The organism is Faecalispora jeddahensis (assembly GCF_000577335.1).
Taxonomy (GTDB): Bacteria; Bacillota; Clostridia; order Oscillospirales; family Acutalibacteraceae; genus Faecalispora; species Faecalispora jeddahensis.
The window spans coordinates 1-14,665 of sequence record NZ_CBYL010000032.1 but is presented as its reverse complement, the minus strand read 5'-3'; the positions used below and the strand labels follow the sequence as shown (position 1 = coordinate 14,665).

The window sequence follows — 14,665 nt, the reverse complement described above, 5'->3', positions numbered from 1 at the left end:
AGACTATTTTAAAGTGATATGGATTGTAAAAAGCGATGCCGGATATTGGATTTGAACTTATGGAAGTTTATGGCTGCTTGATTCGAATGAGTGGTTCGCAGTTTGCGGAAAGAGGGAGAGCATGAAAACCATTATATTATGCGGAAAACAAAGTGATACGGTTATTTCACAGGCGATGATCGACGTGCTGCGCAGGTATGGACGGGTGCAGTATTATAATGGAATACAGCTCAACAGCATCCCTGGGGAAAACCCAGGCGTTTTTTGTATTTACGATTGTGAGCGGCTGCCAATTTTAAACACGCCGAATTCCGTTCTGGTTTTTAAAAACAGCTTTACACCGTCCGCAGAACCGGCCAGACTGCCGCACGGAATTCCTGCGGTATTCAGCTCGCGCTGTGAAAAAGCGGCCGAGCAGCTCAAGGGCGCGCCCGTGATTCCGGTGGCATGCGGCACGTCCTCCAAGGATACGCTCAGCGTCGCCAGCCTGGCGGAAGGCAGCGCGTGCGTCAGTCTGCTGCGCAGCCTGTGCACCCTCACTGGCGAAATCCTCGAGCCAAAAGATATTTCCGTTGCGCTGCAGCGCGAAATAGGCACGTATTCTCTGCTGGCGGCCTGTGCCGTGTGCCTTTTGTGCGGCATCGATTCAGAGACGGGATATCAATTTTAATGTTTTTTAATATTTCAAAAAATTGTCAGTTATAAAAAAAGTGCACCCGCACACAATAAGGGTGCAGACGCACAAAGAGTTTTACAAATCAATTTCAAAAAAAGATTAGGAGTGTATTATTTATGGCTAGAAGTAGCAATCAGGCAGTTGTTCCTCAGGCTCGTGAGGCACTGAACAAGTTTAAGATGGAAGCCGCTTCCGAGGTTGGCGTAAACCTGAAGCAGGGCTATAACGGCGATTTGACCTCTCGTGAGGCCGGTTCTGTTGGCGGCCAGATGGTCAAGAAAATGATCGAGTCTTACGAACAGAACATGAAATAAACTTCTGTCGTATAGCGGAGCCCCATACCCAATCGGGTATGGGGCTCCAAACTTTTTTGGGGGAAATTGCGAATCGTGGGGGATTCGGTTTAGCTTTCGTAATCCTCACGGATCCGCTGGAGCTCGGCGGTAGAATCCGCCTCGATTCCGGTGGCCAACAGCAGCTGGTCGGTTTGGGGAAGGGAGGAAACATCCACGTCTATAATTTCAAACGGGGATTTTTCCTCGTTTTTAAAGATGCCGATTTTACCGTCGTAAGTGCGCACCAGGTAGCTGTCCTGCTGGCTGGTCATGGCTGGCAGATTACCGCTTTCTTGACTTGAAGGGGCATTTGAGGTAAAATGAATCTGATTTTCTGATGCAGAAGAAGCGGGACTTCCGCTTACCTGAGGACTGAAATGTGCGATCAGCATCAGGCCGACCAGGACCAGTACGGTACACACGGCAAGACTGACGAATTTTTTCAAAGGGAATCACCTCAGCGATAGTATTAGATTATGATTGGAAAATTATTCATATCTTTGCAAGATTACCGGTATAATGTGCCATCCTATGGGTACGAAGATTCCGGACACAGCAGAAAAACAGCAAAAAGGAGGTGACCGCCTATGAGGAAAACCGATCTGAATAAATATGTCGGTGCGCCGGAAACCGGCCGCGCCGCAAGCGCATCGATCACCGCAAGGATTGCTTTGAAAGGGCTGTACAGCATCATAGCGGTTCTGGCGGTTGCCGGAGTGATTGTGCTGGTTTTTATGACTTCTTTTATCCTGAGCTTCCGGAATGAATCCATTAAAATGGATCTGAATAATCTGAAGCTCAATTATACCAGCTTTATTTATGTGAACGACGATTCGGGCCAGCCGGTGGAATATCAGCGGCTTTACAGCTCGGAAAACCGCATCTGGGTGGACTACGACAAAATCCCCAAGAATATGAAAAACGCGATGGTCGCAATTGAAGATAAGCGGTTTATGGAACATAACGGAGTAGACTGGATTCGTACGGCCGGCGCCGTGACCACACTGGTTACCAAGGGCGGCAGCTACGGCGGCTCTACCATTACGCAGCAGCTGGTCAAGAATATCACCGGTGAGGGCGAGGTGAGCCTGACCCGTAAGGTGAGAGAGATTTTCCGCGCCATCAATCTGGATTCCCGCTATTCCAAGGAACAGATTCTGGAGGCTTACCTGAACGTTGTCAACTACGGCAGCGGGTGTCAGGGTGTGCAGGCGGCGGCGAATCTGTATTTCGGCAAGGAAATCAGCCAGGCTTCTCTGGCCGAGTGTGCTTCCATCGCGGCCATCACGCAGAATCCATATAAGTACAATCCGCTCAATTTTCCCGAAAACAATAAGACCCGCCAGCAGCTTGTGCTGAGTGAAATGCTCAACCAGCAGATGATCAGCCAGGATGAATACAACAGCGCCATGGAGGAATCGAACCACATGGTGTTTGTGGGCAATCAGAACGAGAATGTGGTCAACGATACCCCGGTGTGGAATTGGTATATCGACGCCATGTTCGAGGATATTGTTGAGGACCTGCAGACGACGCAGGGAATCTCGAAGGATAAGGCCGTTTACATGATGTACCACGGCGGCCTGAAAATTTACTGCGCCATGGATCAGAAGGCGCAGAATGCGGCGGAAGAGGTTGTTTCCAGCGACAACATGCCGGCGGATCAAAAAATTCAGCTGGGCTATTTTATGATGGACTACAACGGTCGTGTGCTTGCCACCGTGGGCCGGCGCGGCGAAAAGACGGGCAACCGTCTGCTCAGCTACGCAACGGACAGCCAGCGGCAGCCCGGTTCTTCCATTAAGCCGATCGCGTCCTACGGCCCGGCGGTCGATATGGGCGTGCTCAATTATTCTTCGATTCTGCCCGACGAGCCGGTTGACAATTATTTTGCCGGCGGAAAACCCGGCCCGAACAACTGGTATAAAAAGTTTTACGGCGATATTACGGTTCAGCGCGCGCTGGAAATTTCTTCCAACGCCGCGGCGGCGCAGCTTGTGAAAATGATTTCTCCCATCACATCGTACCGCTTTTTGACGGATCAGCTGCACTTTACCCATCTGAATCCGAAAACGGACAGCGTGCAGATCGCGGCCATGGCGATCGGCGGCATGAACGGTGGCGTTACGGTGAAAGAAATGACGGCAGCCTACCAGATATTTGGCAACGGCGGCCAGTATCATAAGCCTTATACCTATTACTATGTGGAGGACCACGACGGCAACGTGATTCTGGACAACCGGCAGAGCACGGGCACACAGGTCATCAAGTCCACCACCTCCACCATCATGAACCGCCTGCTGCGCAACGTTGTATATGGTTCTGAGGGAACCGGCGGCGGCGCGGCCGTGAGCGGCTGGGAGGTATTCGGCAAAACCGGTACCACCGATGAGGATAAGGACAGCTGGTTTGTCGGCGGAACGCCTTACGCGGTAGCCGGAATTTGGACGGGGTATGAAACGCCCAAATCGCTGTCTTACGGGCAAAAGGAAAATTACACCAAGTGGGCCGCTAAGATCTGGCGGAACATTATGGCCAAATATCTGGACGGAAAGAAGAAGACTTACTTCCAGTACGATTCCAATGTTGTTTCCGCCACCTTCCGTACGGATAATGGAAAGCTGTCCGGCGCGGATGTCGGCGTTCCCACCAAAACGGGGTGGTATGAGCGCGGCAATATGCCGGAGGTGGATACCAGCCCGCCCGTGAGTTCTTCCACCGCTTCAGACATTCTCTCGGAGCCGGAGCAGTCGGAGCCCGAGAATTCCCAGTGGGAGACATCGCACCCGTCTACTTCTGAAACCAGTTCAAAGCCGGACTGGGAGAATTCCTCTCCCGCAAGTTCCCGGCCGTCCTCCTCTCATTCGCAGGGGAACGGAAATGGGAATGGGAACGGGAATGGAAATGGCCCCGGACAGGACGGAAACGGCCTCTGGGTTCCGCCGGATACGGAAATCCGTCCCTGAGGCTGAACCCGCAAAAGGAACAGAAAATGCACAAGCTCCCGAAAGAATCATTTTTCTTTTGGGAGCTTTTTTCTGCCCGTTTGCCCTCCGGTTCGTCAAAGCATACGGGTTTTTCAAGGCAAAGGTGCAGAATTTCACACTTTTGGCTATTGAATTTCACGGTGGAAAATGATAAACTGTATCTTAACACAATACAATAGTTCGCGGGTGGTGGACAATGAAAGAGCCAACTTTCTTTCTGGTGGATAAAAAGGTTCTGCCAAAGGTATATTCCAAGGTTGTGGAAGCCAAGCAGTATATCATGAATTCTGAGGCCGCCAGCACATCCGAGGCGGCGCGGATGGCGGGGATTTCCCGCAGTGTGTTTTACAAATACAAGGATTCCGTGTATCCTTACCAGCCGGAAGCCACAAACCGAATTCTGACCGTTCAGGCGGTGCTGTACGACCGCCCCGGCGTTTTGATGTCGCTGGTGTCTGAATTCTACGGGGCCGGGGCCAATATTCTGACGATCAATCAGAATATCCCTGTCAGCGGCAAGGCGATGGTTTCGATCTCCGCGCGAATCAACAACATGATGGGTACGATTGACGAGCTGCTGGCCCTGCTTCGGAATGTGGACGGCGTATGCAGCATCGATAATATTACCGATCAGTAGAGAATAGGGTCAATTTCGTTTTGAAATTGACTTTAGCAAATAAGGCAATTCCTTACCCTGCCTTCAGCGAGGGGGAATCAACGGCCTTGTTTCAGGGAAAATTGGATAAGGGGTGGAAGAAATGGTAGAAATCGCAATCATGGGGTATGGTGTAGTGGGCTCCGGTGTGGCGGAGGTTCTGAGCAACCATACCGAAAATATTGCCAAACGGGCAAAAGAGGAAATCAGAATCAAATATATTCTGGATTTAAAGGAGTTCCCCGAGGATCCGCTGGCGGATCGCTTTACGAAATCCTTTGACGATATTTTGAATGATCCGGAAGTCAAAATCGTGGTAGAGGTAATGGGCGGCCTGCATCCGGCATATGAATTTGTGCGCAGCTGCCTTTTGGCGGGCAAGAGCGTCGTTACCTCGAACAAAGAGCTGGTGGCGGCCAAGGGCGCAGACCTTCTGGCCCTGGCGCAGAAGCAGAACCTGAACTTTCTGTTTGAAGCCAGCGTCGGCGGCGGTATCCCGATCATCCGCCCCATGAGCCAGTGCCTGGCGGCAAACGACGTGATCGAGATCGACGGTATCCTGAACGGCACAACGAACTTCATCCTGACCAAGATGATCCGCGATCAGATGGATTTTGACGACGCGCTGGCCTTAGCGCAGAAGCTCGGCTACGCGGAGCACAACCCCGCTGCGGACGTAGAGGGAATGGATGCCTGCCGCAAGATCTGCATTCTGGCGTCTTTGGCGTTTGGCAAGCATGTGTACCCCGATCAGGTGCATACAGAGGGAATCACCAAGGTAACCCTGGCCGACGTGGAATACGCGGAGGTATGGGGCGGCGTGATCAAATTGATCGGCCGGGTCAAGATTCTCGAAAACGATCAGATTCATATTATAGTCTGCCCGATGTTTGTTCCCCGCAGCAGTCAGCTGGCCACCGTGGACGACGTGTTCAACGGCATTCAGGTACGCGGCGATTCGATCGGCGACGTGGTGTTCTACGGTAAGGGCGCGGGTAAGCTGCCCACCGCCAGTGCTGTGGTAGCGGATGTGATCGACTGTGTGCGGCACTTCAAGGCCCGCAAGTACCTGTTCTGGGATCAGGCCGTGCCGGACTATGTGCGCGATTACCGCAAGGATACCATCGCGTTTTATGTCCGTGCCAAATCCGAAGACTCTGCTTTTGCGCTGGGTCAGGCAGAAGGCCTCTTTGGGCCGGTTCGCCAGCTGGTGCGCAAGGGCGCGGACAAAGACGAGTTTGCCTTTGTCACCGAGCCTTTGGTGGAAGAGGACTTCCTTGAAAAGCTGGAGCAGCTCAGGGAGGAAGGCGCAAAGGTGCTTTCCACTCTGCGCGTCGGCGAATTTTAATCAGCATAGAAAGAGGATATCCCGATATGATCAGAATACAAGTGCCGGCGACCAGCGCGAATTTGGGGTCCGGTTTCGATGCGCTGGGAATCGCCCTCACCTTGTACAATCAGGTTTGGATGGAGGAGAGCGATACCCTTCAGATTGTGAGCAGAGATGCGACCCCGGTGCCGCAGGATGAGCATAACCTGGTTTACTGGGCGGCAAAGCTGCTGTATGAACGCTGCGGGCACAGCCCGCGCGGGCTGCATATTGAGCAGGAAAATAACATTCCCATGGCGCGCGGTCTTGGCAGTAGCTCGGCCTGCATTGTGGCCGGCCTGCTGGGCGCCAATCATCTTCTGGGTAACCCGCTCGGCCAGCAGCAGCTGATCGATTTTGCGGCAGAGATTGAGGGTCACCCCGATAATACCACGCCGGCTCTTTTGGGCGGGCTTGTCACCTCGGCAATGGAGCAGGGGCGCGTGTACAGCGTCAGCGTGCCGGTATCCGAGAAAATCCGGTTCGCTGTTTTTGTGCCCCCCTTTGAGCTGAAGACCGAAACGGCACGCTCGGTGCTACCGAAGGAATATTCGCGGGAGGATGCGGTTTACAATCTGTCGCGTTCGGCGCTGATGACGGCCTCGCTCTTTTCAGGCAATCTTGAAAACCTGCGTGTGGCTGTGCAGGATCGCATTCACCAGCCATACCGAAAGGGCCTGATCGACCACTGCGACAAGGTGTTTGAAATGTGCGCTGCGCTGGGCTCCCTCGGCACCTACATCAGCGGCGCGGGTTCGACCATCATCGCGATGGTGGAGGCCGGGCAGGCGGAGGGCTTTGCGAAGCAGGCACGGGCGCATATGGCACAGTGGGGCGTGGAGGATTGGGAAATCTCGATCCGCAGCGCGGAAGCGCACGGCGCCAGAGTATTTGAAGAAACAAATTCCTGATGAATTTTTATCTGATAATGGAGGACAGAACGTTATGAGCTTGATCGTTCAGAAATTCGGCGGCAGCTCCGTGGCCAACGCGGATCGTTTGCGCAACGTCGCCGACATCATCACCAAAACGTATTCCCAAAACAACGACGTGGTCGTTGTCGTGTCTGCACAGGGCGACACAACAGATGACCTGATTGCCAAGGCCAAAGAGGTGAATCCCCGCCCCTCCAAACGGGAGATGGATATGCTTCTGACCGCCGGTGAGCAGATGTCTGCTTCGCTTCTCGCCATGACCATCGAGCGGATGGGGTTCCCCGTCGTTTCGCTTCTCGGCTGGCAGGCAGGCTTTCTTACAGATACGTCTTACGGTTCCGCCCGCATTAAGCGCGTGACGCCCGACCGTATCAAGAAAGAACTGGATAAGCGCAACATCGTGATCGTTACGGGCTTTCAGGGAATCAACCGCTACAACGACATGACTACCTTGGGCCGCGGCGGCTCCGATACCAGCGCCGTTGCGATTGCGGCTGTCATGCACGCGGATCTGTGCCAGATTTATACCGACGTGGAGGGCGTGTACACCGCCGATCCGCGCAAAATCAAAAACGCAAAGAAAATTGATGTCATTTCTTACGACGAAATGCTGGAGCTGGCCACGCTCGGCGCGCAGGTGCTGAACAATCGCTCTGTGGAAATGGCGAAAAAATATAATATTGAGCTGGAAGTTCTGTCCAGTTATAACCGGGTACCGGGTACGATTGTGAAGGAGGCAACCAAAATGGAAAAAATGTTGATCAGCGGCATTGCAAAGGATGACGGGGTAGCCCGTGTAGCGATTATCGGAGTTCCGGACCGTCCCGGTTTGGCCTTTAAGGTATTTTCCAAGCTTTCTGCAAAGAACGTGAATGTCGATATTATTCTGCAGTCCATTGGCCGCAACGGCACAAAGGACATCAGCTTTACTGTTTCTGAGGATCACCTGCAGGCCACTATGGAGGTTCTCACCCCCTATGTGGAGCAGATTGGTGCTTCCAGTGTTGTATATGACGAGGACGTCGCAAAGGTTTCCATTGTTGGTGCAGGTATGGAGACACACCCCGGCGTAGCCGCGATGATGTTTGAGGCTCTGTTTGAGTCCAACATCAATATCCAGATGATCTCCACCAGCGAGATCAAGATTTCGGTTCTGATCGAGCGCAAGGATGCCGACAAGGCGGTTGCGGCGATCCACAACAAGTTCTTCCCCGAAGTCGTCGATCAATAAGCCTCCTTAATACTGTCCCTAGCTGCCGATTGGGCAGCTAGGGCGGAAAAGACCGGCTCCGAAGCATGCGCGTCAGCGTCTGCCTCGGAGCCGGTCTTGATTTTTATCCTGTGCTGCTGTAAATGCGTTATGATTGTATTGCCGCTGCGTTATTCCCGTTCCGCCGCCCGTGCAGCTGCTGCCGCGCGCATGCGCTTCCATTTGCGGATTTTGGAGCGGAAGGTTTGAAACGGCGCAGCGGAATTGATGTGAATCCACCTCGCCATCGGCCAGTTGAGCTTGTCGCCCGTCCAGCGGCGCGCGCCCTGCACGAAAAGCTCCTGCTCCGTCAGGTTTGTCACCCAACTCACAAAGGCGGCTTCCTCTTCGGCCAGACGGTTTCGCAGCTCCCGCAGAGAAAGGCTGCCGCTGCTGCGGTAAAATTCTGCATACAGCTCGCCCAGCCGGTTCCATTTGTAACCCGGCGCGGGCATCTCGGGGGTCTGGCCCGAAAGCTCCGTCTTGTCCCAGCCCCTTACCAGCGGCAGCCAGCCGATCTGGTAAGCCAGCATCTCCGCTGGGGTTTTGTCCACCTCCGGCAGGCGCAGGTCTTTGTCCTCTTCCGGAATTCCTTCAAACTCGGCGTCAAACAGCAGGTATTTACTGTGAATGGCGTCGAGCAGTTCCTCTTTGCTTTTGTAATCGTAGATCGCCAAGCGATGCGCCTCCGTTCCTTATGCTTCCGGCGTTTGCCCGTAGATGCCCTGTACGACGACCTCGCCGGAATTGATCTCTATGCGCTCGCCGTCGCTGGTCTGCACCACCAGCTCGCCGCCATCGGTAATATCCACCGCCGTGCCGATGATTTTCTCGTGTCCCCGAGTCGCGCCTACCGTACGGTTCAGCGAAACGCAGCTTTCTTTATAGGCCTGCAGCCAGCGGCTGCTTCCCTCAATAAAATATTCCAGATAGAGCGCCTCAAATTCCTTTAATATCTGCTGCAGCAGCGTCACGCGCGAAACCGGCGCTCCGGTTTCGAGATGCAGTGAGGTCGCTTTTATCTTCAGCTCCTCGGCGAATCCTTCGTCGTTGACGTTGACGCCGATGCCGACAACCGCAAAATGAACGCGGTCGATTTCGGCAGTCATTTCCGTTAAAATGCCGCATACCTTTTTGCTGCCGATGATGATGTCGTTCGGCCACTTGATTTTCGCTTCGCATCCGGTCAAAGTATGAATTGCCCGGCTGACGGCCAGCCCCGCCAGCAGCGTCAGGTTCGAAACCTGCGGGGGCGCGGCATCGGGGCGCAGCAATATTGTAAACCATAGACCCGATTTCGGCGGGCTCTGCCACGGGCGGCCCAGCCGGCCTTTCCCGCCATTTTGCTGTTCCGCCACAAACACGGCTCCGTGCGGAGCGCCCTTGTGTGCCTGGCGCTTTGCCTCCTCGTTCGTGGAGTCGATTTCTGTAAAAACGGATACGGTTTGTCCAAATGCTTCGGTCGAAAGACCGCTTTGTATCTCGGTGGGGGTCAGCGCGTCGGAGGAATTCAGAATGCGGTAGCCGCGGTTCGTCACCGATTCGATCACATAGCCGCTCTCGCGCAGGCTGTTGATGTTCTTCCATATTGCGGAACGCGAAATTCCCAAGCGCCGGCTCAACTCCTCGCCGGAAAGGTAATCTTTGCTCTCTTTTAAATATTGAAGGATAATGTCTTCCTTTTTCATATCGTTTTCTCCGTCCTTTTTCATCCGGTTCTGTTTCCATTATAGACTGTTTTCCCCCGGATAGGCAAGCACAGAAAGGCAAACTGCAGAATTTTCGAAAAAGCATGGGAGTTTTTTGCAATTAGTGCTATAATAACCTCACGGCGCAAGCCAAACGAAGCCAAAGCTTCGGGCGTCCGAGAGAGCATCGAAGTATGATGACTCTGCTTTCAGGAACTGCATTTTAGGAAAGAGAATAGTCTTATGGTTGTTATCGTGCTATAATATAGAGAGTATTTGAATGTCTCAGCGAGTTTTCTCCTTCCAACATCAGGGGTGTGTTCGGGACAGAATAGGTTGTTTTTCTGTTTTTTGTGATGTGTGTGCAGGCGCGGCCTGCGCAAGCAGAAACCCTACGCGGGGGCACCCGCTGAAAATTATCTCTTTCTATCAAGATAAAAAAAGAAAAGACTTACCCCACCGAGAGGGGCAAACCGACAAAAAAGAAATTCCCCGCAGCAAAGCCGCATGAAAAGATTTTCTTTCTTTTTGAAAATAAAAGAGGGAATGTCTCGGCTTGAGTGGAAAGCCCTATGTAAGGAGAATCCCTGCAGGGATTCTCCGCAAAAGAAAATTTGCTCTGAAATAATGAACTGAGGAGGGATACGGTATGGACGTACGGCCCGGTGATATTTTACAGATGAAAAAGCCGCATCCCTGCGGCAGTAAAGAATTTGTGGTGCTGCGCGCCGGCATGGATTTTAAAATCCGGTGCAAGGGCTGCGGGCATGAGGTAATGGTTCCGCGCCTGAAATGCGAAAAAAATATCAAGAAGATTCTGCGCGAAGAAACGCAGGATACCTTGTAGCTGCCTTGCCGATCACTCTGTTTGATTCCATATTAGGTAAGGTGGTAGCAAAATGTTTGAAAATCTGACCGTGTTTGTCAACCGGCTGGAGGAACTGAATCAGCGCATGTTTGACCCCGTCGTCGCGGCGGATGCTAAAGGATATGCCGAGCTGATGAAGGAATATAAAAATCTGGAACCGATCGTGGAAAAATACCGCGAATATTTGAAAGCGGTGCAAACGGTGGAGGATTCCACCGAAATGCTCGGCGAGTCCGGCCTTGAGCGCGAGATGAAGGAAATGATCCAGCAGGAGCTGGACGATGCCAAGGATCAGGTGGAGAGAACGGCAGAGGAGCTGAAAATTCTGCTTCTGCCGCGCGACCCGAACGACGAGCGCAATGTGATTATGGAAATCCGCGGCGGCGCGGGCGGCGAGGAAGCAGCGCTGTTTTCGGCGCGGCTGTTCCGCATGTACAGCATGTACGCGACCCGGCGCGGCTGGAAAACCGAGCTTTTGAACGTCAACGAGACCGAGCTGGGCGGGTATAAGGAAATCAGCTTTCAAATTACGGGCGACGGAGCGTATTCGCGCCTGAAATATGAAAGCGGCGTTCACCGGGTACAGCGCGTGCCCGAAACGGAAACGCAGGGCCGCATCCATACCTCTACCGCAACAGTGGCCGTTCTGCCCGAGGTGGACGACGTCGAAATCGAGATCAACCCCACCGATCTGCAGATCGATACCTATAGGGCCAGCGGCGCGGGCGGCCAGCACGTCAACAAGACGGAGTCGGCCATCCGCATTACGCACCTGCCCACGGGCACGGTGGTGGAATGCCAGGATGAACGAAGCCAGTTTAAAAATAAGGACAAGGCCATGAAGGTTCTGCGCTCGCGCCTGTATGAGGCAAAGCAGCGGGAGCAGGACGCACAGGTGGCACAGCAGAGAAAATCCCAGGTTGGCACGGGCGACCGCTCCGAGCGGATCCGCACCTATAATTTCCCGCAGGGGCGGCTGACCGATCACCGAATCGGTCTGACCATTTACCGGCTGGAGGAAATGCTCAGCGGCGATCTAGATGAAGTGATCGACGCGCTGATCACTGCGGACCGTGCCAGACAACTGGAGGAAACAATCGATCGTCAGGAGTAATCAAAGCAAAGTCATGGAACAGCAAAGTAAAACCCTGCGCCTTTCGGCGGACAGGGCAGAAGAGATACAAACAGCGGGCAATTTGCTCAAAAACGGCGGCCTTGTGGCGATTCCGACCGAAACGGTGTATGGCCTTGCGGCCAACGCGCTCGACGGCCGGGCCGTTGCCGCCATTTTTGCCGCCAAGGGGCGGCCGATGGACAATCCCCTGATCGTCCATATTTCACAGCTCGACCAGTGGGCGGCGCTCGTCAGCGAGATTCCGCCGCGTGCGATGGAGCTGGCAAACCGGTTCTGGCCGGGGCCGCTGACCATTATACTGCCGAAGTCGCCGCTCATTCCCGATGAGGTGAGCGCCGGGCAGGCGACGGTTGCGGTGCGCTTTCCATCCCATCCGGTGGCCCGCGCGGTCATCGATGCGGCGGGTGTGCCGCTGGCTGCGCCGTCGGCGAATCTGTCCGGCAGTCCGAGCCCGACCGAGGCGCAGCATGTGCTGGCCGATCTCGACGGCAGAATCGACGCCGTTCTGGATGGCGGCCCGTGCCGCGTGGGAGTGGAGTCGACGGTGGTCACGCTGGCGCAGGAGGTTCCGCGCCTGCTGCGCCCAGGCGGAATTACGCCGGAGCAGCTTTCGCAGGTGCTGGGCAGGGTCGAGGTGGACCCCGCCGTGATGAATCCGCTGGCAGCGGGAGAAAAAGTTCTTTCCCCAGGCATGAAGTATAAGCATTATTCGCCGAAAGCCAACGTAATTTTGGTAAAGGGAAATCTTTCGGCGTATTTGGAGTATGTGAACAGCCGCGTGGAAGAGGGTGTGTTCGCTCTGTGCTATGACGGCGAGCAGGAAGCGCTGCGCGTGCCCGCGGTCGCCTATGGCGCAAAACAGGACGCCGCCGGGCAGGCCCGACACCTGTTCGATGCGCTGCGAAAGCTGGACCAGATGGATGCGAGGGTCGTGTATGCCCGCAGCCCGCAGCCGAAAGGCGTGGGTCTTGCCGTGTATAACCGGCTGATTCGCGCGGCAGGATTCGAGGTGGTAGAGCTTGGCTGAATCTGTGATTATCGGCTTGACCGGCCCGACCGGAGCGGGAAAATCCACCGTGGCGGGTATTTTGGGCGAGCTTGGCTGCGCCGTGATCGACTGCGATCTAACGGCCCGGCAGGTGCTTGTCGACTGCGAACCGTGCGTACGGGAGCTGCGGCAGGAATTCGGCGACGATATTGTGGGGGAAAACGGCAGCGTAGACAGAGCGCTTCTGGCGCGCCGCGCCTTTTCCTCTCATGAAAAAACACACCGGCTCAACGAAATCACCCACCCGTGGATTCTGCGGCGGGTGCAGAAGGAAATCGACGAGTGGAAAGCCGCGGGCAAGGAGTTCATCATTGTCGACGCGCCGCTGCTGTTCGAAAGCGGAGCCGAGAAGCTCTGCGATAAAATCCTGGCGGTAATCACGCCGCTGCCCGTCCGGCTGGAACGCATCATCCGGCGGGATAATATCGACCATGAAATGGCTCTATCGCGCATCCGGGCCCAGCAGGAGGATGCCTATTATACGGAGAGATCCGATGCCTGTCTGAGAGGGGATGAAGATCCCGGGGAACTGCGGCGGCAGGCAGCCGCTCTTCTGGAAAGGTGGCGCAGATGAAAATCGTTTCCACGCGGACGAAGCGGGGCGGCAGAGCTAAAAAAATAGTGGGTGCCTCGCTGATTCTGCTTTTTTTAACGGCAGTTGGATATTTTTTTCTGGCAAACGGCTACGAAATTTTTATGAAACGCCAGTATCCGCTGGGGTATCAGGATATCATAGAGAAAGAAGCGGAAAACTATCATCTGGAGCCTGCTTTGGTGTACGCGGTGGTCAAGGCCGAAAGCAATTTCGACCCGGACGCCAAATCCCGCGCGGGAGCCGTGGGGCTGATGCAGATGACGCCCGCAACGTTTGAGTGGCTGCAGACAAAGCTCCCAGAGCAGGACGCCATGGATGAGACCTCGCTGTTAGACCCGGCAACCAACATCAAATACGGCTGCTATCTGCTGTCGATGCTCAGCTCGATTTATTCAGACCGAACGACGGCACTGTGTGCATATAATGCCGGAATGGGAACGGTAGACCGCTGGCTTTCTGACCGATCTGTTTCTCCGGATGGGGTCACGCTCAGTAAAATCCCTTATCCCGAAACCGCACATTACACCGATGCCGTGATCAAGAATTATGAAATCTATCAGGAATTATATGATTTTTAGTCCTGTTTCAGATAGATCCCCTGAAATGCAGCAATCCAATGACAAAATAAGCATGTTGCCTAAAAAGGCGATTTCTTCTCCGCCGTTGCGGGAGGAAAATCAATCCCATTTGAAAAGCGATACGGCTTAATATGACGAAGGAGGTTTTTGATATGGCGAAGAAAGAAGAAAAAAAGACGAGCAAAAAAGAAGACGGAAAGCCTGAAAAAAAATCCGCCGCAGAGGAAAAAACTGAGGTAGACCGTCTGCGCGAGGAGCTTTTGATCAACCGCAAGAACGGCTTTTTCTCCGTAACCGACGAGCAGATCAAAGAGGCCGACGAATACTGTGAGGGCTATAAAGAATTTCTAGATCTGTGCAAAACAGAGCGCGAATGCGTAACGTACGCCATCGAAAAGGCTGAAAAACGCGGTTTCCGCGAGCTGGATTCCGATGCGGTATATCACCCCGGCGATAAGGTGTATTTCAATAACAGGGGCAAATCCATTATTTTGGCGGTCATCGGAAAAAAGGGCTGCCGCGAGGGCGTGCGTATTTCTGCCGCGCA

The 14,665-nt window shown here is 54.0% G+C and carries 15 protein-coding genes and 1 pseudogene; 13 read left to right on the top strand and 3 right to left on the bottom strand.

The window, feature by feature from the left end:
* Positions 1-121: 121 nt before the first annotated feature.
* Positions 122-670, top strand: coding sequence for a hypothetical protein (locus TY09_RS12265; protein ID WP_009059921.1), 549 nt, complete (start codon positions 122-124; stop codon positions 668-670).
* 122 nt (positions 671-792) lie between these two features.
* Positions 793-990 (top strand): alpha/beta-type small acid-soluble spore protein, encoded by a 198-nt coding sequence (locus TY09_RS12260; protein ID WP_020074171.1) that lies wholly within the window; start codon positions 793-795, stop codon positions 988-990.
* An 89-nt stretch (positions 991-1,079) separates the two neighbouring features.
* On the opposite strand, the gene TY09_RS12255 is transcribed toward TY09_RS12260, so the two are convergent.
* Positions 1,080-1,457, bottom strand: coding sequence for a hypothetical protein (locus TY09_RS12255; protein ID WP_035316330.1), 378 nt, complete (start codon positions 1,455-1,457; stop codon positions 1,080-1,082).
* Between the two features lie 141 nt (positions 1,458-1,598).
* Between TY09_RS12255 and TY09_RS12250 the strand changes: the two genes are divergently transcribed.
* The 5 genes from TY09_RS12250 (at position 1,599) to TY09_RS12230 (ending at position 8,188) form a co-directional block, all read left to right on the top strand.
* Complete coding sequence (locus TY09_RS12250) at positions 1,599-3,977, top strand: transglycosylase domain-containing protein (protein ID WP_042434842.1); 2,379 nt, start codon at positions 1,599-1,601, stop codon at positions 3,975-3,977.
* A gap of 217 nt (positions 3,978-4,194) precedes the next feature.
* The gene (locus TY09_RS12245; protein ID WP_042434840.1) at positions 4,195-4,635 is read left to right on the top strand and encodes an ACT domain-containing protein; all 441 of its coding nucleotides are present in this window, start codon (positions 4,195-4,197) and stop codon (positions 4,633-4,635) included.
* A gap of 121 nt (positions 4,636-4,756) precedes the next feature.
* Positions 4,757-6,001: a homoserine dehydrogenase gene (locus TY09_RS12240; RefSeq protein ID WP_042434837.1), complete on the top strand. Its 1,245-nt coding sequence runs from the start codon at positions 4,757-4,759 to the stop codon at positions 5,999-6,001.
* Between the two features lie 26 nt (positions 6,002-6,027).
* Positions 6,028-6,933 (top strand): homoserine kinase, encoded by a 906-nt coding sequence (thrB, locus tag TY09_RS12235; RefSeq protein WP_042434834.1) that lies wholly within the window; start codon positions 6,028-6,030, stop codon positions 6,931-6,933.
* 34 nt (positions 6,934-6,967) lie between these two features.
* Positions 6,968-8,188: an aspartate kinase gene (locus TY09_RS12230; protein WP_009059901.1), complete on the top strand. Its 1,221-nt coding sequence runs from the start codon at positions 6,968-6,970 to the stop codon at positions 8,186-8,188.
* Between the two features lie 149 nt (positions 8,189-8,337).
* Here the strand turns inward: TY09_RS12230 and TY09_RS12225 are convergent, their stop codons facing one another.
* Positions 8,338-8,883, bottom strand: a complete 546-nt coding sequence (locus TY09_RS12225; protein WP_042434831.1) for a ClbS/DfsB family four-helix bundle protein — start codon at positions 8,881-8,883, stop codon at positions 8,338-8,340.
* Positions 8,884-8,901: 18 nt separating this feature from the next.
* Complete coding sequence (locus TY09_RS12220) at positions 8,902-9,894, bottom strand: biotin--[acetyl-CoA-carboxylase] ligase (RefSeq protein ID WP_042434899.1); 993 nt, start codon at positions 9,892-9,894, stop codon at positions 8,902-8,904.
* 649 nt (positions 9,895-10,543) lie between these two features.
* Here TY09_RS12220 and TY09_RS12215 point away from each other — a divergent pair.
* The 6 genes and pseudogenes from TY09_RS12215 to TY09_RS12190 all read left to right on the top strand — a co-directional run.
* Entirely contained in the window at positions 10,544-10,741 is a 198-nt protein-coding gene (locus TY09_RS12215; RefSeq protein WP_042434828.1) for a DUF951 domain-containing protein, read from the top strand.
* A gap of 52 nt (positions 10,742-10,793) precedes the next feature.
* On the top strand, positions 10,794-11,876 hold the full coding sequence (gene prfA, locus TY09_RS12210) for a peptide chain release factor 1 (protein ID WP_009059911.1): 1,083 nt from the start codon (positions 10,794-10,796) through the stop codon (positions 11,874-11,876).
* Positions 11,877-11,889: 13 nt separating this feature from the next.
* Entirely contained in the window at positions 11,890-12,924 is a 1,035-nt protein-coding gene (locus TY09_RS12205; RefSeq protein ID WP_042434825.1) for an L-threonylcarbamoyladenylate synthase, read from the top strand.
* The gene (gene coaE / locus TY09_RS12200) at positions 12,917-13,519 is read left to right on the top strand and encodes a dephospho-CoA kinase (protein WP_042434822.1); all 603 of its coding nucleotides are present in this window, start codon (positions 12,917-12,919) and stop codon (positions 13,517-13,519) included. The genes TY09_RS12205 and coaE overlap by 8 nt, the downstream gene beginning before the upstream one ends.
* Positions 13,516-14,118, top strand: a complete 603-nt coding sequence (locus TY09_RS12195; RefSeq protein ID WP_042434820.1) for a lytic transglycosylase domain-containing protein — start codon at positions 13,516-13,518, stop codon at positions 14,116-14,118. Before coaE ends, TY09_RS12195 begins: the two co-directional genes overlap by 4 nt.
* A gap of 152 nt (positions 14,119-14,270) precedes the next feature.
* Positions 14,271-14,665, top strand: a pseudogene (locus tag TY09_RS12190) (aminopeptidase); the annotation flags it as partial.